The sequence below is a fragment of the Ruegeria sp. BC8 genome (assembly GCF_056535705.1).
The window spans coordinates 608,434-629,845 of sequence record NZ_JBQFIV010000001.1 but is presented as its reverse complement, the minus strand read 5'-3'; the positions used below and the strand labels follow the sequence as shown (position 1 = coordinate 629,845).

The 21,412-nt window shown below is 60.3% G+C and carries 20 protein-coding genes; 10 read left to right on the top strand and 10 right to left on the bottom strand.

The features are described 5' to 3' along the window. Positions 1–39: 39 nt before the first annotated feature. The 3 genes from ACR3EK_RS03335 to ACR3EK_RS03325 are packed head-to-tail and all read right to left on the bottom strand — an operon-like array spanning position 40 to position 4,600. Positions 40–3,087: an efflux RND transporter permease subunit gene (locus tag ACR3EK_RS03335; protein ID WP_480632672.1), complete on the bottom strand. Its 3,048-nt coding sequence runs from the start codon at positions 3,085–3,087 to the stop codon at positions 40–42. A gap of 11 nt (positions 3,088–3,098) precedes the next feature. After that, complete coding sequence (locus ACR3EK_RS03330) at positions 3,099–4,136, bottom strand: efflux RND transporter periplasmic adaptor subunit (protein WP_480632671.1); 1,038 nt, start codon at positions 4,134–4,136, stop codon at positions 3,099–3,101. Further along, the gene (locus ACR3EK_RS03325; RefSeq protein ID WP_480632670.1) at positions 4,133–4,600 is read right to left on the bottom strand and encodes a MarR family winged helix-turn-helix transcriptional regulator; all 468 of its coding nucleotides are present in this window, start codon (positions 4,598–4,600) and stop codon (positions 4,133–4,135) included. The genes ACR3EK_RS03330 and ACR3EK_RS03325 overlap by 4 nt, the downstream gene beginning before the upstream one ends. A 166-nt stretch (positions 4,601–4,766) precedes the next feature. Between ACR3EK_RS03325 and ACR3EK_RS03320 the strand changes: the two genes are divergently transcribed. Beyond that, positions 4,767–5,891, top strand: coding sequence for a beta-ketoacyl-ACP synthase III (locus tag ACR3EK_RS03320; protein WP_480632669.1), 1,125 nt, complete (start codon positions 4,767–4,769; stop codon positions 5,889–5,891). Between the two features lie 192 nt (positions 5,892–6,083). Then, on the top strand, positions 6,084–6,833 hold the full coding sequence (locus ACR3EK_RS03315; RefSeq protein ID WP_480632668.1) for a hypothetical protein: 750 nt from the start codon (positions 6,084–6,086) through the stop codon (positions 6,831–6,833). 91 nt (positions 6,834–6,924) lie between these two features. On the opposite strand, the gene ACR3EK_RS03310 is transcribed toward ACR3EK_RS03315, so the two are convergent. Next, positions 6,925–7,386, bottom strand: a complete 462-nt coding sequence (locus ACR3EK_RS03310; RefSeq protein WP_170340605.1) for a hypothetical protein — start codon at positions 7,384–7,386, stop codon at positions 6,925–6,927. Between the two features lie 356 nt (positions 7,387–7,742). Here ACR3EK_RS03310 and ACR3EK_RS03305 point away from each other — a divergent pair, with 356 nt between their 5' ends. After that, a complete protein-coding gene (locus ACR3EK_RS03305) occupies positions 7,743–8,321 on the top strand; it encodes a thymidine kinase (protein ID WP_170369629.1) in 579 nt (192 codons plus the stop codon). On the opposite strand, the gene ACR3EK_RS03300 is transcribed toward ACR3EK_RS03305, so the two are convergent. From ACR3EK_RS03300 to ACR3EK_RS03280, 5 genes are all read right to left on the bottom strand, one after another. After that, complete coding sequence (locus ACR3EK_RS03300) at positions 8,318–9,268, bottom strand: 2-hydroxyacid dehydrogenase (protein ID WP_480632667.1); 951 nt, start codon at positions 9,266–9,268, stop codon at positions 8,318–8,320. The two genes, ACR3EK_RS03305 and ACR3EK_RS03300, sit on opposite strands and share 4 nt — an antisense overlap. Then, on the bottom strand, positions 9,268–9,606 hold the full coding sequence (locus ACR3EK_RS03295) for a tRNA-binding protein (RefSeq protein WP_170450927.1): 339 nt from the start codon (positions 9,604–9,606) through the stop codon (positions 9,268–9,270). The genes ACR3EK_RS03300 and ACR3EK_RS03295 overlap by 1 nt, the downstream gene beginning before the upstream one ends. Then, a complete protein-coding gene (gene proC / locus ACR3EK_RS03290; protein ID WP_170450929.1) occupies positions 9,599–10,414 on the bottom strand; it encodes a pyrroline-5-carboxylate reductase in 816 nt (271 codons plus the stop codon). The genes ACR3EK_RS03295 and proC overlap by 8 nt, the downstream gene beginning before the upstream one ends. Before the next feature lie 39 nt (positions 10,415–10,453). Next, the gene (locus tag ACR3EK_RS03285) at positions 10,454–10,954 is read right to left on the bottom strand and encodes a type III secretion system chaperone family protein (protein WP_093964674.1); all 501 of its coding nucleotides are present in this window, start codon (positions 10,952–10,954) and stop codon (positions 10,454–10,456) included. 322 nt (positions 10,955–11,276) lie between these two features. Beyond that, on the bottom strand, positions 11,277–11,525 hold the full coding sequence (locus ACR3EK_RS03280; protein ID WP_170357147.1) for an accessory factor UbiK family protein: 249 nt from the start codon (positions 11,523–11,525) through the stop codon (positions 11,277–11,279). A 97-nt stretch (positions 11,526–11,622) separates the two neighbouring features. On the opposite strand from ACR3EK_RS03280, the gene lgt reads away from it, so the two are divergent. From lgt to ACR3EK_RS03260, 4 genes are all read left to right on the top strand, one after another. After that, positions 11,623–12,510: a prolipoprotein diacylglyceryl transferase gene (gene lgt / locus ACR3EK_RS03275; RefSeq protein WP_170365472.1), complete on the top strand. Its 888-nt coding sequence runs from the start codon at positions 11,623–11,625 to the stop codon at positions 12,508–12,510. Continuing rightward, positions 12,507–13,574, top strand: coding sequence for a class I SAM-dependent methyltransferase (locus tag ACR3EK_RS03270; RefSeq protein WP_480632666.1), 1,068 nt, complete (start codon positions 12,507–12,509; stop codon positions 13,572–13,574). The genes lgt and ACR3EK_RS03270 overlap by 4 nt, the downstream gene beginning before the upstream one ends. After that, the gene (gene pgeF, locus ACR3EK_RS03265; RefSeq protein ID WP_170357144.1) at positions 13,571–14,329 is read left to right on the top strand and encodes a peptidoglycan editing factor PgeF; all 759 of its coding nucleotides are present in this window, start codon (positions 13,571–13,573) and stop codon (positions 14,327–14,329) included. Before ACR3EK_RS03270 ends, pgeF begins: the two co-directional genes overlap by 4 nt. Before the next feature lie 731 nt (positions 14,330–15,060). Beyond that, positions 15,061–15,843: a Hint domain-containing protein gene (locus ACR3EK_RS03260; RefSeq protein WP_170357143.1), complete on the top strand. Its 783-nt coding sequence runs from the start codon at positions 15,061–15,063 to the stop codon at positions 15,841–15,843. A gap of 122 nt (positions 15,844–15,965) precedes the next feature. On the opposite strand, the gene ACR3EK_RS03255 is transcribed toward ACR3EK_RS03260, so the two are convergent. Next, on the bottom strand, positions 15,966–16,466 hold the full coding sequence (locus ACR3EK_RS03255; protein ID WP_093964666.1) for an Lrp/AsnC family transcriptional regulator: 501 nt from the start codon (positions 16,464–16,466) through the stop codon (positions 15,966–15,968). Positions 16,467–16,688: 222 nt separating this feature from the next. Between ACR3EK_RS03255 and trxB the strand changes: the two genes are divergently transcribed. The 3 genes from trxB (at position 16,689) to ACR3EK_RS03240 (ending at position 21,345) form a co-directional block, all read left to right on the top strand. Next, positions 16,689–17,630, top strand: coding sequence for a thioredoxin-disulfide reductase (trxB, locus tag ACR3EK_RS03250; RefSeq protein ID WP_480632665.1), 942 nt, complete (start codon positions 16,689–16,691; stop codon positions 17,628–17,630). 109 nt (positions 17,631–17,739) lie between these two features. After that, positions 17,740–19,431 carry an adenylate/guanylate cyclase domain-containing protein gene (locus tag ACR3EK_RS03245; protein ID WP_480632664.1) on the top strand — a complete coding sequence of 564 codons (1,692 nt, stop codon included), beginning with the start codon at positions 17,740–17,742 and terminating at the stop codon, positions 19,429–19,431. Positions 19,432–19,626: 195 nt separating this feature from the next. Continuing rightward, a complete protein-coding gene (locus ACR3EK_RS03240) occupies positions 19,627–21,345 on the top strand; it encodes a bifunctional sulfate adenylyltransferase/adenylylsulfate kinase (RefSeq protein WP_170340581.1) in 1,719 nt (572 codons plus the stop codon). The last annotated feature ends 67 nt before the right edge of the window (positions 21,346–21,412 follow it).

Here is a 21,412-nt window from a genome sequence, read left to right as displayed (position 1 = left end):
CAAAAAGCCCCGGCCTTTCGCCGGGGCTTTTTTTGGGGATCATGCAGTCTGGGCCGCCAGCCTGCGCTGTTCTTCCCGAGTGAAGAACAGCAGGTAGAACACCGGCGCGGCGACCATGGTCAGGATCGTCGCGAAAGCCAGACCACCCATGATCGTCACTGCCATCGACACGAAGAACGCGTCGGTCAGCAGCGGCGCCATCCCCAGGATCGTGGTGATCGCTGCCAGCATGACCGGGCGTAGACGCGAGACCGAGGCTTCGATGATCGCGTCGCGCAGAGGCTTGCCCGTTGCGCGGACAAGGTCGATCTCTTCGACCAGAACAATACCGTTCTTGATCAGCATCCCTGACAGGCTGAGCAGCCCGAGAAGCGCGGTGAAGGTAAAGGGCAGGCCCGTGCCCAGCAGCCCGATCACCACGCCGTTCACTGACATCGGCACCAGCAGCCAGATGATGACCGGTTGCCGGATCGCGTTGAACAGCAGCACCGAGATCAGAACCATGATCAACAGGCTCAGTGGCAACTGTTTGCCAAGGCTGGCTTGCGCTTTGCCGGAATCCTCGAACTCGCCGCCCCATTCCAGCTTGTAGCCCAGCGGCAGTTCCATGTCCTCGATCGCATCGCGAACCTCGGAATGGACCTGGGCTGCGGTCAGGCCGGCCGGGATGTCTGCGCCCACCGTGACGGTCAGAACGCGATCGCGCCGATGCACCAAAGTATTGAGCGCTTTGTACTGGAACCCGTCCACCATCTGCTCGATCGGAACGAATTTCTGTGACTGGTCCGAGTACACCACTTGATCCACGATCGAGTATTCTCCATCCGCCGGGCGACGCAGGATAATCGGGATCAGGCGGTCCCTCTCGCGGAACACGCCGCCTGTGATGCCATCCGTCGAAAACTGCAGGGTGGCGGCAATGTCTTCGCGGGTGACACCGGCCGTCTGCGCACGTTCGGTCGCATAGATCGGCTGGACCGCCAATTCCATTTCACGCCAGTCGTGATGCACGTCCAGCGCATTTGGCGATGCCGCCGACATGCGCCGCACCGCCTCGTCGGCCAGTTGCCGCAGCACGACCGGATCGCTGCCCGAGAACCGCGCCTCGATCGGGGTACCGCCGCCGGGGCCGAAGACCAGACGCTTGGTCCGGAATTCGCCTTCGGGGAATTGAGTTTCACCAAAGGCCTCCAGATCGGCGCGCAGGACAGGAATGTCCTCGAGCGTTTCGGTCCGGATGATCATGTGCCCATAGCTTGGGTTGGGCTTCTCGGCCGAATAGGTCAACATGAACCGCGTCGCGCCCTGCCCCACGAACGTGGTGACCGAGACGACATCATCCCGCTGGGCCAGCCAGTCTTCAAAGACTTGCATATCGGCACTCGTCCGCGCGATCGGAGTCCCCTGCGGCAGCTTGTAATGGACGAAGAACAGCGGCGTGTTGGAGTCCGGGAAAAACTGCTGTTTCACCATCGCGAAGCCGGCATAGCAGACCACGGTGACCCCGACCAAACCGGCCACCACCAGCCAACGGAACCGCAATGCCCAGCGCAGGATCGCCCCGTAAGTTCGGAACAGGATACCGCTATAGGCGTCGACATCCACGTCCTTGCCCTGTTTGAAGAAATAATGCCCCAACAACGGTGTCGCCGTGATGGCCAGCACCCAGCTCAGCAGCAAAGAGATCGCGATCACCGCAAACAACGAGAACAGGAATTCGCCCGTCGCATCCGGGCTGAGCCCAATCCCGGCAAAGGCCATGATCCCGATGACCGTGGCCCCAAGCAGGGGGATCTGTGTCTTGGACGCGGCCTCGTCGGCAGCATCGCGCGAGTTTTTTCCCTTGAGCATGGAGATCTGCATACCCTCGGCCACCACGATGGCATTATCGACCAGCATCCCCATCGCAATGATCAGAGCGCCCAGCGAAATGCGCTCCATCTCGATGGAAAACAGCGCCATGAACAGCAGGGTCCCGACGACGGTCAACAGAAGGGTCGAGCCCACAACGACTGCCGCGCGCCAACCCATGAATATTCCAAGCACCGCCACCACGATGGCAACCGACATGGCCAGGTTCACAAGAAAATCGTTCGAAGCCTGCTCGACGACGACGTGCTGCTGGTAGATCGGCAATACATCGACGCCCGCGGGAATTTCCACATCCAGCTCGGCCAGCTTGGCGTCGACGCGCTTTCCGACTTCCACGATGTTTTCCGTCGACAGGCCGGCAATACCCAGGGTGAAAGCTTCGACGCCGTTGAACCGGATCATGATGTCAGGATCGGTCTGGCGGGCCCGGTAGACATCGGCCATGTCAAAGAGGTTGATCACTTGCCCCTGAGAGCCAACCGACAGCCCGGCGATCTCGGACACGCTGTCCGATCCTTCGGCCGTCAGGATCGTGGTGCGATCGTCATCTGACCGGAGCGTCCCTGACGACTGGACCGAATTGGCGTTGGCGATCGCTTCGTTGATCGACTGCAACGGCACATTCTGGTTGACCGAAATGGCCAGGTCCGGCTCGATGAAAATGGCTTCGTCCGGCAAGCCCTGCACTTCAACGTCTGCAACGCCCTCAACGGTCAGCAACTCGCGCCGCAAGAAGGTCGACAATTCGTGCTTTTCGGCGTCGCTGAACCCTTCCGCGGTGACCGCATAGAAAAGACCGAACACGTCACCGAACCCGTCATTCACATAAGGTTGGCTGACACCGGACGGCAATCCACGGGCCGCATCCCGGACCTTGGCGCGCAGTCGGGTCCAGATATCCGGCAATTCGCTGCCATCGTAGGTAGACTTGATCTCGACTTCGATCAGCGATTGACCGGGACGGTTGACCGAGGTGATGACATCGACCTCGCCCATCTGCTGGATGGCAGATTCCAAAGGCTCCGAGACCTCCTCGGCCACCTGTTCAGCCGTCGCACCGGGATACGTGGTCAACACTACGGCGTTCTTGATGGTAAAGGCCGGATCTTCGAGCCGCCCGAGCGACGAAAATCCCCAGATCCCACCCAGCAAGGCGATCAGGATCACCAGCCACGTATAGATCGGCCTGTCGATCGAGGCGCGTGCGATATTCATCATCGCCCCCTTCAGTTCGCAAAGCCGGCAAAGCGGCGCACGGTCTGCCCATCGGTCAGAACGGACCCGCCGGCCACCACGATTTCGTCGCCGTCCGACAATCCGGTCAGAACCCGGACGTCTCCTGTCTGGGTTGGTTCGATGGTCACGGGAACACGCCGTACGGTGCCGACATCCGCACCGACCGGCGAAAAGACCATGACGCCCAGATTGCCCTCGGCGTCGGCGACAATCGCGGTCGGAGGAACGATGATGCCAGTGCGTTTGTCATCGACCTGGACATTGACGGTTACCGATGATCCGGGCAGCACCCGCAAGTCTTCCGGCGGCGTGAGGCCGAACTGAATCCGGAACGTCTGGCCGACGCTCGAAGTTTCGGCGTCGAATTCGCGGATTTCCAACGGGAAGACCTCGTCACTTGCGGGGAATTTTGCCGTGATCGAAATGCCATCTTCCTGGCTGGTCCTCTGGAACAGGATTTCGGGCACATCGACCTCGATCCTCAATTCGGACAGATCGTGGATCCGGACGATCGGCGTTCCTGCGGCCACGGTGGTGAAGTTCTCGACCTCACGCCGCGATACCAGCGCATCGAACGGCGCGGTCAGGGTCGTGTGCTCGAGGTTGTACTCGGCGTCACGCACCGCGATCGCGGCCAGTTGGGCGGCGGTTTCAGCGTCATCGACAGCGACCTGACTTGCAGTCGTCCCCCGCAGGCGCGACAGGCGGGCCACGGTGCGGTCAGCCTGATCCTTCTGAAGACGTGCACGTTCCAGTGCCAGTTCGAACGGCTCTTGGTCCAGCTTTGCAATTAGGCTGCCCTTGGGCACCTGGAACCCTTCGTTGACGGGCAGTTCCACGATCTGTCCGGCGACCTGAAACGCCAGATCGACAGTCTGCCGCGCGGCCACGCGCCCGAAGAACTGGCGTGAAAATCCGGGAACGGTCTCATGCACCACCATAAGTTTCACAGGCTTGGTGTCGTCTTGCGCCGCAAGCGGTGCGGCCAGTACGGCAAGGGCAAGGCCCAGCGAAGTCAGCAGCTTCATTTCGTCAATCCCTCGGGTATTCCCGTTTTCAGAATGTTGTCCCGGATCTTGCGGGCAAGCCGGGCAAATTGAGCGGTTTCCTCGTCATCCAACCCGGAGGCACGGTGAAACAGCTCTCCGGCGGTGGTGACCAGCATGTTGCGGGCCTCGGCACCTTTGTCGGTCAGCACCAGCAACCACGCACGGCGATCATCGGGGTCCTGTTGGCGGGTCAGATAACCGGCCGCCTCAAGCGCATCGGAGGTGGCCGTAATGGTCGACGGCACGGTCAGCATGTCGGCCGCCAACACTCCCATCCGCTTGGGCTGATCTAACTTGATCAACATGTGGCATTCCTGATGGCTGAGATCGGTATCAATGCAGCCGAAACTCTCTTCCAGTTTCCAGTACAGCGCATAGACGCCCATCATCGCCTGGATCTCAGGGGTCAGTCGGGCCAGCCGTTCACTGATGTCTTTGGTCATGGATGCTCTCCGCGCGAGTCGAGCGGTGATATACTTCGGATTTCGAACTATTCAAGATGTGAAGTTGAATTTGCGCAAACCTATGCCGTTCCCTTGGGTCAACATCTCTTGATCTGGGGGCGCTGTGACTGCATTTTGGGCGAATCCGAAACATTCAGGACCCGACATGTACACGCCCGCAATCACCGGTACCGGGGTTTTCACGCCCGAAAACGTCATCACCAATGCCGAGCTGGTCAAAGCCTTCAACGCCTATGCCGACAAGATGAATGCTGCCAACGCCGATGCCATCGCCGCGGGCGAGATGGAGCCGATGCAGCACTCCTCGGAAGAGTTCATCGTCAAGGCCTCGGGCATCGAGAACCGCTACGTCATGGACAAGACCGGCGTGCTGGACCCGGACGTGATGCATCCCCTGCTGCGCCAGCGCAGCGATGACGAGCCGGGCATCATGACCGAGATGGCGCTGGACGCCTGCAACAAGGCGCTGGCCCAGGCCGGGCGGACTGCGGCGGATGTCGATCTGGTGATCTGTGCCGCGTCGAACCATGAACGCGCCTATCCCGCCATTGCGGTCGAAATCCAGAACGCGTTGGGGATCACTGGTTTTGGGTTTGATATGAACGTGGCCTGTTCTTCGGCGACGTTCGGCATTCAGGCCGCGGCCGACATGATCCGGTCGGGGTCCGTACGGTCGGCGCTGGTGGTCAACCCCGAGATCTGCTCAGGGCATCTGGAATGGCGCGACCGGGATTGCCACTTTATCTTCGGTGACGTGGCCACCGCCACGCTGATCGAGCGCATCGAGGATGCAAAGGGCCCGCATTTCGAAATCCTGTCGACCCGCTGCGCAACCGAGTTTTCGAACAACATCCGCAACAACAACGGTTTTCTGCGGCGCACGCGCCCAGATGGTTTGACAGACCGCCGCGACATGCAGTTCATGCAGAACGGTCGCAAGGTGTTCAAGGAAGTGCTGCCGATGGTCAGCAAACACATCAGCGACCACATGGATTCCGAAGGGATCGAAAGCGGCGATCTCAAGCGGCTGTGGCTGCACCAGGCCAACAAGACGATGAATGATTTCATCGGCAAAAAGGTATTGGGCCGAGAGCCCGAGCCGGGCGAACAACCCAACATCCTGCAGGACTATGCCAATACATCGTCAGCCGGGTCGATCATCGCCTTTTCCAAATATTCAGACGATCTTCAGGATGGCGATGTCGGCCTGATCTGCTCGTTCGGTGCAGGGTATTCGGTGGGGTCCGTCATCGTCAAACGCCACGCCTGACACGCCGGCGCCGTAAGTCTACGTCCGGCGTAACAAGCAATAACCTCGAATATTTCGCCCGCGCAGGCGGACTGTTTTTGCATTCCTGAACACTTCTTCAGAATTGATACAGCGCAGCTTAACCCGCGGCCTCCATCTGGAAGGCCATGCAATTCCGCATGTCAGGTGACGCTAGGTTAAGAAAGGTGCGCCATGTTCAAGAGTTCTAAGTCAGGAATGGCGGCCTGGGTTGTCGCCCCGTTTTTGGGGGTTGCTGCAGCCAGCGCGGCCATGGCCGAGCCTCAGGTCTGCAACGCCAATACAGCACGGGTCGCGGCCAACAATGGTGACTATGCAACCCTTTGCGGCTGTTCGCAGGTTACGCCCAGTTTCCTCTCGCATCTGCAACAACGGGCAGATTTCGGGTCGGTTCTTGCAAATACCTCGCAGCAATGTCCGGGGCTGGCCAATCTGCTGAGCGATTTGCCGACCGGATCGATTTCCAACGCCAACAGCTTTGACGGCCGCGAAAACGACCCCAGCGGGTTTCAACCCGCATCCAGCACCGGCCCATCCGCTGGCGGCGGATCCGGGTCGGGCGGCGGCAACAGCGGCCCCGGCAATGGCGGGGGGAACGATGCCCCCGGTGATGGCGGATCCGACGATCCGGGCAACGGCGGCGGAAATGATGATCCCGGCAACGGCGGCGGCAAGCCTGGCGATGGCGGCGGCAAACCCAGTAAGGGTGGAGACAAACCCGGCAAAGGCGGCGGCAAGCCCGGCCATGGTGACGGCAAGCCCGGTAAGGGTGGCGGTCACGGCGGCGGCAAAGGCAACAACGGTGACGGGAAAGGCGGCGGCAAGGGCAACAATGGCGGCGGCAAAGGCAACAACGGGGGCGGAAATGGGCCCGAAGGCTCAAGCCCCGGACGCGGGAACAATGCCAACAACGACGAAAACTGACTAAGGCTAAGAGCTACTTCAGCTCAGCTTGAGGAAGGCGATGCGCACATCGCCTTTTTCACCGCCCCATGGCGGCTTTTCGGAAACTAGGTCAGCTGACGCTTTCCTCTTCGAGGTGCAATTTCATCTCGATCAGAACCTGTTGCAGCAACGAAGTTTCTTTCAGCAGACGCTTGGCTTCGTTGACGGTAATGATGCCATCCTCGATCGCGGCCTGGTATTCGGTCATCAGCATCGCAAACCGCTGGCTCAGTGCGATCACGTCCGAATTGACGCCCCCGGTGCGCGTACGGGTCGAATTGCGCTCATCATAGGACAAGGTGATGTTCTTCAGGTCCGCCAGGGCCGAGGTCACATGCGGGTAGCTGGCCGCGTTTTCCAGACGTGCGACCGCATCCACCGGCATGAACCGGTCACTGTGCTCAGGATTGTCGGAGTAATACCGGCCCAATGTGGCCTTGGATTTCCCTGTGATCTCGCATGCTGCCTCGATCCCCACGTCCTTGACCAAAGCTTCGGTGTGCTTTTTCAGATAGGCCCCGATATCTGCCATTTTTGTACCTTTGTTCGCTGCGCCCTCTTGCCCGGCTGTCCGCACCGGGGAAAGGGAGGGGAAATTTCCCATACTCGAGTCATAATTGAAATGTCATATGTTGGCTATCCCTCAGATATGCGGGGGTTTTGTGAGTGAGTGGCGGCAGTTAATGCCGGTAAAGAGTGTTTGTGGGGCAGTATTTCAGGCCCTGCGCTGTTTCGGCCATTTCGTGGCCGGCGGTGTCGCTGTTGCGGAAGCGGGGTTATCCATCCCCAAGAGCATCTGCTCGGCCTCTGCGACTGCAATGGCGGCGTCGATTTCTTTCAGGACATTGACGACTTGCTCGTGCGGCGTGAGCCGATTAGACCCAGCCCATGGCCAAGCTGTACTTTAACTACTCAACCATGAACGCAGGCAAGTCCACGGTGCTGCTTCAGGCGTCGCACAACTATCGCGAGCGCGGCATGGACACCTATCTGATGACCGCAGCCATTGACGGGCGCGCGGGCCAGGGGCGCATCGCATCGCGGATCGGAATCTCGGAACAGGCCGATACGTTCACTCCCCACGACGATGTGTTCGCGATGATCCAAGACCGTCTTGATCAGGGGACAGTGGCCTGTGTTTTTGTGGACGAGGCGCAGTTCCTGACCGAAGAACAGGTCTGGCAATTGGCTCGTGCGGTGGATGACCTGAAAGTACCGGTTCTGGCCTACGGGTTGCGGGTGGATTTTCAGGGCAAGCTGTTCCCAGGATCAGCGGCTCTGCTGGCCCTGGCCGATGAAATGCGCGAGGTCCGCACCATCTGCAGATGCGGGCGGAAAGCCACGATGGTGATCCGTCAGGACGAAAACGGCAAAACCATCACTCAGGGTGCGCAGGTGCAGATCGGCGGAAACGAGACCTATGTTTCGCTCTGCCGTAAACACTGGCGCGAGGCCGTGGGCAGTTAGACCAGATTTGGCAGCGGTCGCCCGGCGACAAATGCCGCCACATTGTCCAATGCCATGCACCCCATATCCGTGCGCACTTCCTCGGTCGCAGTACCCAGATGCGGCAGCAGGGTGACATTCTCCATCTCGCGCAGCGCCTGCGGCACGGCGGGTTCAAACTCGTAGACATCCAGCCCGGCCCCGGCGATCTGGCCGTTTTTCAGCGCATGGATCAGTGCAGCTTCGTCCACGACTTCTCCGCGAGCGATGTTGACCAAAATGGCCGACGGCCGCATAGCCGAAAGAACCGAAGCGTCTATGAGGTGGAAGGTGTCAACGCCACCGGGGACGGCGACGACCAGAAAATCGGCCACAGCAGCCAGGGCCGCCAAATCGGGAACGAACTCGGCAGGGAAATCCAGATCCTTGGGCGTGCGGGATTGATAACTGACCTGCATCCCGAATCCGAAATGACAGCGCCGGGCAATGGCTTGCCCGATCCGTCCCATTCCGATGATTCCGACCCATTTTCCGGTGACGTGCTGTCCCAGCATTTGGGTCGGGTGCCAGCCCTGCCAATTGCCGGAACGGACCAGCCGTTCACCCTCGCCCGCGCGGCGGGCCGTTGCCAGCAGCAGAGTCATGGCAATGTCCGCCGTTGCATCCGTGACCGCCCCCGGTGTGTTGGTCACGCGAACACCAGCAGCCTGCGCGGCCGCCACATCAATGTGATTGAAACCCACTCCAAAATTGGCCAACAGTCTGCACCGCGGAGCCGTGACCATTTCAAAGACATCGGCCGAAAAGACATCACCCAAAGTCGGAACGACCACGTCGTAGTCCCGCAATGCGCGCGCCATCTCGTCAATGCTGAGCGGTGCGTTGCTATCTCGGATTTCGACGTCGAACTCATCCCGCGCACGGGCCGTTACGGCAGGGGTCATTGGACGGGTGATCAACAGTTTCATCAGTGCATCCGCCCGCCCGCGGGAACTTTGCCATCAGGACCGATCAAAACAATCTCGCCCGATTCGTCCGGCAGACCCAGAACAAGAACCTCGGACATGAACCGCCCGATCTGACGCGGCGGGAAATTGACCACGGCCAGCACTTGTTTGCCCACAAGGGATTCGGGCGTGTAATGCGCGGTAACCTGCGCCGAGGTCTTGCGCTCGCCGATCTCGTCGCCGAAGTCGATCCACATCTTGATCGCGGGCTTGCGCGCCTCGGGATAGAGTTCGGCCCGGATGACCTCACCTACGCGGATGTCGACCTTGAGGAAGTCGTCGAAGGAAATTTCACTCACCGGACAACTCCTTGGATCGATCGGTTGCCGCCTTTACGGCACGGTGCAACAGGTTTGGAAACCCTTTCTGTTCATGCATCAGGACTTCCAGCGCTGCCTGCGTCGTGCCGTTGGGTGACGTGACATTGATGCGCAATTGCGAGGGATCTTCCTCGGACGCCATCGCCAGAGCCCCTGCCCCGGCGACCGTCGCCTTGGCCAGGCGCATGGCCAGATCATGCGGAAGGCCTTGCGCCTCACCGGCGCCAGCCAGCGTCTCAATCAAATGAAAGACATAGGCCGGCCCCGAGCCGCTGAGACCGGTGACCGCGTCCATCTGCGCCTCATCCTGCAGGCGCACGGTATCACCGATGGCCGAAAGCAGATCTTCGGCCAGGGTCATGTCAGAACCCGACGTGCTGGCGTTTCCAATCAGCGCTGTAATGCCTTGCCGGATCGCCGCAGGCGTGTTCGGCATGGCCCGAATGATCGGAGTACCAGCACCCAGAACACGCTCGAACGTGGCGATGGAAGTTCCGGCGGCGACCGAGATGAACAGGGTTCCGCCGCCCCCCAACGCCTGAATTGCCGGCAATGCCTCGCCCATCATCTGAGGTTTGACGGCAACCAACACGACGGCAGGTTCTTCAGGAAGTGGGGTGTTGATATTGACCCCTTGCGCCCTGAGCCATTCGGAAGGGTTGGGGTCGATCACCCATACGGATGCGGCAGGCAGGCCATGTTCCAGCCAGCCGGCCAACATGGCCGACCCCATCTTTCCGCATCCCAGAAGCACCAGCCCCTGATCCGCGACGCGTGACATGTCCATGATTGCCCCTCCCCTGCCTTTACGGTTTGGGGCAAAGCTTTACGCGCGGCCGTAAGCCTCTGCAATGGCGACTTGCATCGCATCCTCGGGCGTACGGTTGCCCCAGGTTACCAATTGGATCGCCGGATAGTAACGCTCGGCGCTCAGGACCGCGGCGGTGATCATCGTGTCGATCTGTTCGGGGCTGGCCGATTGCCCGCCGCTCAGCACCAGACCGTAGCGGTAGACCATCAGCTTCTGATTGCCCCAGTAGGTGAAGGCGCCGGCCCAGCATTGGTCGTTCATGCGGTTCAGCAATTCATAGAGATCGGAAACCCGGTCCTCGGGCGGCTCCATCTCGAACGAGCAGACCATCCGCAGAGTCTCGTCATAGTTGGACCAGGCCAGCGTGATCGAGTAGGTGCGCCACTGTCCTTCGACCGCCATGGCGATCTGGTCGTCTCCGATCCGGTCGAAATCCCAATCGTGGTGTTCAGCCAGATGTTCGACAATATCAATCGGATGAATGTCTTCTTCGAAATACTGCTCGGAAAGTGCCATGGTGCCACCTCACTTAATACCTAGCATTTCGGGGCTGGCAGCGCCCCAGCGCTAGTTGCCTGCTCTACAAGCCGGGCTTCCCCCATAGGCCTGTACTAAATATGGTGCGCTGTGGCTGGGACTCTGGCAACCCCCATTCTTGGGGATAACAGCAATAAGTTGTGGACAGCTGGCAACGGCCACCAAAATATTGGCGCACCCTGCAGCTTTGCCTTGATTTATTTTTACAATGCGGCGAGACTCCCCACACTGCGAAACCCAGCGCGGGTTGAGCGGTGTAAGGTCTTGCCAAAAATTCTGAAATGCCGATCTACGGCTGGGCTTATTTGTCCAGCTTGGTTTCAAGCGCGGCGATCCGCGCTTCCAGCGCCGCGTTTTCTTCGCGCGCTTTCTGGGCCATCGCGCGGACGGCATCGAACTCTTCTCGCGTTACAAAGTCGCGATCCGCCAGCCAGCGGTCGACCAAGGACTTCATCGCCGTTTCAGCCTCTTCCCGCGCACCCTGCGCCACGCCCATTGCGTTGGTCATCAACTGGGACATATCGTCCAGAAACTTGTTGCGGGTTTGCATGTGTCTACTCCGGAATCGCGAATGCCTTCTATATGGGGGATAGAGAGCCCAGTCTCAAGGTTGACTTGGTCAGCCAACCCCGGGCAATGAGACGCACATGCAAGCTGTTTTGAATTTCCCCGATCTGTCACCCGAGCTGTTCTCGATTTCCGCCTTCGGGATCGAGTTCGCGCTGCGGTGGTATGCGCTGGCCTATATCGCGGGCATCCTGATCGCGTGGCGCATGGCAGTGATGGCGGTGCGCCGTCCCGCTTTGTGGCCGGATCAATCCCCGCCCCTGAGACCGGACCAGTTGGAGGACCTGATCACCTGGATCATCCTAGGGGTCATCATCGGCGGGCGATTGGGCTTTGTTCTGTTCTATCAGCCCGAATACTACCTGTCCCACCCGCTTGAGATCCTTAAGGTCTGGCAGGGTGGCATGTCCTTTCACGGCGGCCTTCTGGGTGTGGTGATCGCATCGCTGGTCTTCGCGCGACGCAATTCGGCCCCCTTGCTTTCGCTGGCCGACCTGATCGCCCATACGGTCCCCCCCGGCCTGTTGCTTGGCCGTTTGGCCAATTTCGTCAATGCCGAGCTGTGGGGCCGACCCAGCGAACTGCCCTGGGCGGTGATCTTTCCCGGCGCGGCAGCTCAGGATTGCGCAAATGTCGCTGCCGGACTTTGCGCCCGCCACCCGTCGCAGTTGTACGAGGCTGCACTGGAAGGCGTGCTGTTGGGCCTGCTTTTGTTGTGGCTGGTGTATAGGCGCGGCGCATTTCATTGGCCCGGCCGCATCATGGGCGTATTTCTGGCGGGCTATGGCGCTTCGCGCTTCATCGTCGAGTTCTTTCGTCAACCCGATGCGCAATTCGTTTCGGCCGGAAACCCGCTTGGACTTGCGTGGCAAGTGGGCGGGTACGGCCTGACGATGGGCCAGATCCTATCTGTACCGATGATCGCCGTCGGCTTGTGGTTCGCCCTACGGGCACGGCGGGCGGCATGAGCCTGCTTGGCCACCTGACCGACCGCATCCGGCAAGACGGGCCGATGAGCGTGGCGGACTACATGGCCGAATGTCTTCTGCATCCAACGCACGGCTACTACACCACTCGCGACCCATTGGGCACACATGGAGACTTTGTCACCGCTCCGGAAATCAGCCAGATGTTCGGCGAAGTGATTGGTCTTTGTCTCGCGCAGGGCTGGATTGATCAAGGCAGACCCGGCCGGTTTGCGCTCGCCGAGCTAGGCCCAGGGCGCGGAACACTCATGGCCGATATTCTGCGGGCTACCCGGGGCGTGCCCGGGTTTCACGACGCCGCGCAGGTGGTATTGCTCGAAGCCTCGCCCGTTCTGCGCGGACTTCAGGCCGAGGCCCTGGATGCGCACGCACCGAACTGGATCGTTTCGGTGGGCGATCTCCCAGAGCTTCCGCTATTTCTTGTGGCCAATGAATTTTTCGACGCTTTGCCCATCCGCCAGTTTCTGCGCGACGGCGACGGCTGGTGCGAACGTCTTGTGGGCCTGCAGGGCGATCAGCTGGCATTCGGCCTTGGCCCGAGGGCGACGCAAGCGGCCTTGGCGACGCGCCTCGAGGATACACGGGACGGTGATCTGGTCGAGCTGTGCGCGGCGGCGGTTCCCATCGTGACCGAAACGGCCCGCATCATCCGTAGCCACGGTGGTATGGCTCTCGTCATCGACTATGGCGACTGGCGTTCGCTGGGCGACACGTTGCAGGCCGTCAAGGGGCACGAATACGTCGACCCGCTCGCCACACCGGGTCAGGCCGACCTGACTGCACATGTGGATTACGAAACGCTGGCATTGGCGGCGGGCGCGACGGGCTGCGCCCATACGCGGCTGACGCCTCAGGGTGTGTTTCTTGAGCGTCTGGGCATCACCCAACGCGCACAATCTCTGGCCGGCGCGTTGACCGGATCAAAACTGGAAACGCTGGTTCGGGCACATCGGCGGTTGACGCACCCAGAGGAAATGGGAAACCTGTTCAAGGTGCTGGGCCTCTACCCGAAAACTGCGATGCCACCATCGGGACTTGGGACATGACTCTGGAAATTCTGACCTCGGATTTGCTGTCACCGATTCGACACGGGTTCTTCAGTCGCAAGGGCGGCGCCTCGTCCGGTATCTTCAGCGGGCTGAATTGTGGCACGGGCTCGTCCGACCTGAGCGAGGCGGTCGCGCTGAACCGAAGCAGAGTGGCCGAGGCCATGGGCGTCAAACTGGATGCATTGGTCGGCGTGCATCAGGTACATTCCCCACACGTGATCACCGTCGACAAGCCGATTGCAGGCGAGAAGCCAAGGGCCGATGCAATCGTTACCGCAACGCCGGGCCTCGCGCTGACGATCCTGACGGCAGACTGCCAGCCGGTACTGTTTGCGGATCCTCAAGCTAAAGTGATCGGGGCGGCACATGCGGGATGGCGCGGTGCTCTGGACGGTGTCCTTGAGGCGACGCTGGACGCCATGGAGGCGCTGGGTGCGCACCGCAAAAACATCATCGCCGTCATCGGCCCGACGATCTCGCAGCGCGCCTACGAGGTTGGCCCGGAGTTTCTGGAAGACTTCCTTTTGGAAAGCCAGGACAACGCGCGTTTCTTTGCAAATGGGCAAGGCGACCGGATGCATTTCGACCTGCCGGCCTTTGGCCTTCACAAGCTGCGTCAGGCCGGCGTCGGGCAGGCAGAATGGACGCGGCATTGCACCTATTCGGATCCCGACAAGTTCTATTCCTACCGGCGCGCGACCCACGCCGGCGAGGCGGATTACGGCCGCCTGATTTCCGCCATACGATTGTAAAGATCGACCGAATTAAGGCGAAAGCGCCACTTTTCCGCCACATTTATTGTGTCTATCTGTCATCAGAATCGTTGTTAATTTTTGCCAGTGCTCAGATGGTTATCCGTTCTCCGAACGTCTGATTTCTGGCATCCGAACTCAGGGGGTGCCGCAAGACTTCATCATTGTCCTCAATTGATCCCGGAACAGCCACATCGCTGCCGCAAAGACGCGTCACATTGGCTTTACAAAGGGAAAAGGGCTTAGGCCCGAACTTCGAGCAGGACATGAATATGAAGTTGAAATCTCGCTTTCTTCGCGCCGTTGTCGCGGCCACCAGGGACCAACAACCGGAAATGCCCTGGAAGCGGGTTTCCAGTCACTCTGCAAGGGTCGTGCGCCGGTTGGCCGCGCGACGCTGATACGAAATCCCTCTGGGGCCAGCTGCCGGCCTCAACAGGGCAAGACGCGCACCGGAAGCTGCTCTGGGCCGGTGCGTGAACCGAGGCTGGTATTCGCAGCCGACGTTTTTCAGGGCGTTTGTGTGCGGACAATTACGTTCGCAGTGTACGAGTTTGTCTGGGGGGTCATTGTGTTGACCAAACGAATGCGAAATCCATTCGCCATGCGCGGCCATGTCGGTACCCGCATGGAGGTGGCGCACTTTTTTCAAGACAAAGAATCAAGCTGTCAGGCGGGCCTCCACGGGGATGTTTCCCGCCTGTTCGGCGTATTGGAAGGAACGGAATAATATGACTATTCCAAATTCACTGGCACGTGCCGCGCAGAATGCCCTCGACACTTCGGCATTGCTGCGCGAAGCACCGCGTCCAGGCACCAAACAGAAGGCGCAACTGCGTCGATACGAGGTGAGTGCGCTGCTGAAAAACGGGGAAGTTTCGCAGACACGCCACATCGCACCGGCGCTGCCCGTTTTCGAAGACGCGTTCTGCGCCTTTACACGTGGGTCTCTGGTCGAGACGGAACACGGCCCGGTCGCCATCGAGGACTTGATGCCGGGCGACACGGTCCTGACCCAGACCGGCGCATCCGAAAAGGTGTTGTGGAAAGGCTCGGTCACTTTGGTACCTGGCCGCGAAGACTCGCGCGGGCGGACACGCCCTTTGACCCGCATCATGGCAGACACGTTCGGCATGCAAAAACCATTGTCCGGTGTCATTGCCGGCCCCGCAGCCCGCTTGCTGGCAACACCGGCGCATCTGCGGCATCTTGGAGGTGGCCAGCCGATGTTGACACCCGTTGCCGAATTTCAGGACGGCATGTCCGTGATCGAAACGCAGCCGCCCACTCCGGTCGAGCTGTTCCACATCTGCCTGGAGCGCCACGCGGTCATCAATGTCGATGGGCTGCAGTTCGAAACCTATCATCCCGGCGTGAACGCGGTCCGGATGATGAGCCACTCGCTGCGCTCGATCTACCTGAACCTGTTCGCGCATATCCATTCCTTGCACGATTTCGGTCCGCTGCTTATGGCACGCGCCGGGGAGGGCGAGATCGACGCCATCACGGCGTGACAGCTTTGACCATCACCACTGCATTTTGGGGGGCAACATGCAGATTTTACTGAGTTGGGCCATTTCTCTGGCCATCGTGGCGGTGCTGCCGCCATGCGCATCGCAAACCAGACGCGCCGGCGTTACGCCGTCCGGTTCATCCGTTCTTCCAATACGTCGAACGGCACGCCGGGTTCGTCTTTTGCACCGCGGATGACAAGCGAAGTCTTGACGCTGGCCACGTTCGGCGTGGTCAGCAACTCACCCGTCAGGAACTGTTGAAAACTGCTGAGGTCGGGGGCGACGCATTTCAGGATGAAGTCGACCTCGCCGTTCAGCATGTGGCATTCCCGGACCAAGGGCCAGTCTCGGCAGCGGTCTTCGAACGCCCGCAATTCCGCTTCGGCCTGGCTTTCAAGGCCTACCATCGCAAAGACCTGAACTTCGAACCCCAGTTCCCGGGCGTTGACCTCGGCGTGGTATCCTCGGATAAAGCCAGCCTCCTCCAACGTGCGCACGCGCCGCAGGCAGGGTGGGGCCGAGATTCCGACACGTTTTGCGAGCTCGACATTGGTCATTCGTCCGTCTGCCTGCAGTTCTGCAAGGATCTTTCGGTCGATCTCGTCCAGCCGTGTCGTGACCATGCGGTGCTCCTAAAATTTTCGGTTCTTATATCAGCGCAGGTGCCATGCGCAATATTCTTTCGCACCAGCGCAATAATCTTTGTCTGTCGATCAGGCAAGCCGGCACCTTGGAACCACATGACGGACGCGTGAGACGAAGGGGCTTTAAGCCGATCGATGCTATCGCTATATCGAAGCCCGGCGCCCACGACGGCGCTCAGGCAATAATCGAGTGGGGGTTCCATGGCCGAGACACGACACACCAAGGTTCTGATCATCGGATCGGGGCCTGCCGGATACACTGCGGGCGTCTATGCCAGCCGCGCGATGTTGAACCCGATTCTGGTGCAGGGCATCGAACCGGGCGGCCAGCTGACCACCACCACCGAAGTCGAGAACTGGCCGGGCGACACCGAAGTTCAAGGCCCCGACCTTATGGTGCGCATGCAGGATCACGCCAAGGCCATGGGCTGCGAGGTGATCGGTGACATCATCAACGACCTGGATCTGTCCAAACGTCCTTTCACCGCCAAGGGCGACAGCGGCACCGTCTACACTGCGGACGCGGTCATCCTGGCGACCGGCGCACGCGCCAAATGGCTGGGGCTGCCGTCGGAAGAGAAATTCAAGGGCTTCGGTGTTTCGGCCTGCGCCACCTGTGACGGGTTCTTCTATCGCGGACAGGAGATCGTGGTGATCGGCGGCGGCAACACCGCCGTGGAAGAAGCGCTGTTCCTGACCAATTTCGCCAGCAAGGTCACACTGATCCACCGCCGGGACGAGCTGCGGGCAGAGAAGATCCTGCAGGAGCGCCTGTTCAAGAACGACAAGATCGAGCCGCTGTGGTTCCACCAGCTGGCGGAAGTGATTGGCACAGATAACCCGCTGGGCGTCGAAGGCGTGCGGGTGAAGAACGTCAAGACGGGCGAAATCACCGAGATCCCCTGCAAGGGCGTGTTCGTCGCCATCGGCCACGCACCTGCCAACGAACTGGTCAAGGACGTGCTGGAAACCCATATGGGCGGCTATGTCAAAACCAAACCCGGCACCACGCAGACCTCGATCCCCGGCGTGTTCGCGGCCGGCGACTTGACCGACCATGTGTACCGGCAGGCGGTCACCTCGGCCGGAATGGGCTGCATGGCTGCGCTGGATGCCGAACGGTTCCTTGCCGAACAGGAATGACCGCGACGCGCAGCGTCTTCGGCGCTGCGTACCGCCCTCCTCTGGCACCTTGACCCACACAGCGCGGCAACGCAGACTTGCCCGAGCGCGGCAGATTTCAGGTGATCTTTTGAACACCCCCCTTTGGCAGGGCAGTTGGGCGACCCGTCTCAGGATCATCAGTGGTCTTGTGCTGTTTGCCTTTGCTTTCTTCCACTTCATCAATATCGGGCTGGGGCTGTTTCACACCGACTACCTGCATGACATGCAGGACTCTCGGAAAACGGTCACGCGCCATTCGATTGGCAGCGCTGTCCTGTATCTTGCCCTGATCGTACATGCGGGTCTGGCATTGGTGTCGATCGCCCAGCGCCGAACCCTGCGAATGCCTTTTCATACGGCCCTGCAGATCGTTCTTGGCCTTCTCATTCCGCTGCAACTGATCTCGCACATCGTCCAGACACGCTATGCGCATCAGGTTTTCGACGTGAATGACGAGATGGGCTACATCATCATTCTGATGTGGCCAAATTCGGCCATCTGGATGCAAAGTCTGCTGATGCTGATCGTCTGGATACACGGGTGCATCGGACTGCATATCTGGCTGCGACTGACTTCGTGGTGGCGCCAAACCGTACCCTATCTGATCGGAGTTGCCGTCTTCATCCCAAGCTTTGCCCTGGCCGGTTTGCTGACCGAAGGGCGGCGCATCTGGATGGATTTTGCGGATCCGGATCTACGCGAACAGTATATCGAGCATTACAACTGGCCCGGCCCCGAAGAGTTCCAGGTTTTGTTCAGCGTCAAGGACAACGCCTTGATGGCCTTCTGGATCGCGCTTGCTGCAGCTCTTGCGTTCCATTTCGGAGGCAAGCTTTGGCGCAGACGACACTCGGTGCGCGTCAGATATGTCGATGGGCCAGAAGTGACCTCAGAGAAAGGCATGACGCTGCTTGAGATGTCACAAGCCAACGGTATTCCGCATACTGCACTGTGCGGCGGCCGGGGGCGCTGCACCACCTGCCGTGTCATCGTCGAGGATGGCGCCGAGTCACTTCCACCGCCCAGCGAGGTCGAAGCCCGCAGCCTGAAAGCCGTGGGGGCCACACAGCGCACGCGCCTTGCCTGCCAGGTCCGCCCCTCTAGCCCCTTGACGGTTTTCCGTGTTTTCCGGCCGGATGGTGGACGCCAGCGGGCGCATGCCAGCCAGGGGCAAGAGCGAAAACTGGCCGTGCTTTTTCTGGACATGCGCGGGTTTACCGCGCGCACAACGGGGCAACTGCCCTATGACATCGTGTTCCTGCTGAACCGGTTCTTTGACGCCATTGTTCCAGCCATTACCGCAGACGGCGGGGTCGTCGACAAATACATGGGCGATGGCCTTTTGGCCGTGTTCGAAACACCCGACACGTCCAGCTCGGCCCGTTCTGCCCTGAAAGCTGCGATCGACATCAGTCATGCGCTTGCGCAGTTCAACCAGCAGCTGTCCCAGGAAAACAGCCCCGCGATCCGCATCGGCATGGGCCTGCACCTGGGCGACCTTGTGTTGGGAGAGATCGGCGCTGCCGGCCACGCCGCGCGGACCATCATCGGTGACGCCGTGAACGTCGCCAGTCGGCTGGAAGGAGAAACCAAAGCGCTCGGGGCCGAGCTGTTGGTCTCGGAAGCCGTGCTGCGCGCGGCCGGGTTTGAGACCGATGGCCTTGACCTGCGTCTGTTCCAGCTCCGGGGCGTAACCGAGCCCGTCCCTGCCCTGCCCGTCGAGCGCGCTCTGGATCTGGACCAACTTCTGACCTCACCAGAACAGATCGCCGCCGGTTGACGATATTGTCCCCATCCGGTGGGATTTTCGTCGCTTTTTCGGTTCCGGCCCGGAAAAACCTTCCATTCCGGGGAAAAACCGCGCATATCCTCCTTTGTTTCATGAATGTATATGGACTTCGACTGACGACCGGGGCACATGGCCCGGAAATGCACCTGAATCACTGACTGACCACACTGCCTCAAGAGTATTGCGATGACGATGTTGAGTAACCTGGCTCCGATCCCAGAACTGTATGTTTCCTATGAGTCCGCCCAAAAGCTGAAAGTCGAAGCCGCCGACCTGACCAGCTGGGACCTGACCCCGCGCCAGATCTGTGATCTGGAATTGCTGATGAATGGCGGGTTCAACCCGCTCAAGGGCTTTCTGAGTCAGGAAGACTATGACAGCGTCGTCGAAAACATGCGCTTGGCCGACGGAAGCCTTTGGCCGATGCCGATCACACTGGATGTGAACGAAGATTTCGCCGATCAGATCGAACTGGGTCAGGACATTGCGCTGCGCGACCAGGAAGGCGTGATCCTGGCGACCATGACCGTTACCGACCGCTGGACCCCGGACAAATCGCGTGAGGCCGAGAAGGTGTTCGGTGCCGATGATGATGCGCATCCGGCCGTGAACTACCTGCACAACGTGGCAGGCAAGGTTTATCTGGGCGGCCCCGTGACCGGCATCCAGCCGCCGGTGCATTATGATTTCAAGGCGCGCCGCGACACCCCGAACGAGTTGCGCGCTTATTTCCGCAAGGTCGGTTGGCGCCGCATCGTGGCTTTCCAGACCCGCAACCCGCTGCACCGCGCACACCAGGAACTGACTTTCCGCGCCGCGCGTGAGGCGCAGGCCAACCTGCTGATCCACCCGGTTGTGGGCATGACCAAGCCCGGTGATGTCGATCACTTCACCCGCGTGCGCTGCTATGAGGCGGTGCTGGACAAATACCCGGCCTCGACCACCACCATGAGCCTGCTGAACCTGGCGATGCGCATGGCCGGCCCGCGCGAAGCGGTCTGGCACGGCCTGATCCGCAAAAACCACGGCTGCACCCACTTCATCGTCGGCCGCGACCATGCCGGCCCCGGCAAGAACAGCCAGGGTGAGGATTTCTACGGCCCCTATGACGCCCAGGACCTGTTCCGCAAATTCCAGGACGAGATCGGCATCGAGATGGTCGATTTCAAACACATGGTCTATGTGCAGGAACGCGCCCAGTACGAACCCGCGGACGAGATCGAGGACCGCGACAACGTCACGATCCTGAACATCTCGGGCACCGAACTGCGCCGCCGTCTGCGCGAGGGGCTTGAGATCCCCGAGTGGTTCTCGTTCCCCGAGGTGGTCGAGCAACTGCGCCGCCGCTATCCGCCGCGCAGCCAGCAGGGCTTTACCGTCTTCTTCACCGGATTCTCGGGCTCGGGCAAATCGACCATCGCCAACGCTCTGATGGTCAAGCTGATGGAGATGGGCGGCCGTCCCGTCACGTTGCTGGACGGTGACATTGTCCGCAAGAACCTCAGCTCGGAACTGGGCTTCTCGAAGGAACACCGGGACCTGAACATCCGCCGCATCGGATATGTGGCCTCCGAGATCACCAAGAACGGCGGCATCGCCATCTGTGCCCCGATCGCGCCCTACGCCACCACCCGCCGCGCCGTGCGCGAGGAGATCGAGCAGTTCGGCGCGTTCTGCGAAGTTCACGTGGCCACCAGCATCGAGGAATGCGAGCGCCGCGACCGCAAGGGCCTGTACAAGCTGGCGCGTGAAGGCAAGATCAAAGAGTTCACTGGTATTTCGGACCCTTACGACGTGCCGGAAAACCCGGAACTGCGCGTCGAGACCGAGAATGTGGACGTGGACAACTGTGCCCATCAGGTTCTGCTGAAGCTGGAAAGCATGGGATTGATTGCCGGATCCTGAGCCACAGCTAGTTGCTGTCAACACTGACCCCCGGAGACATCTCCGGGGGTCTTTCATTTCCAGAACA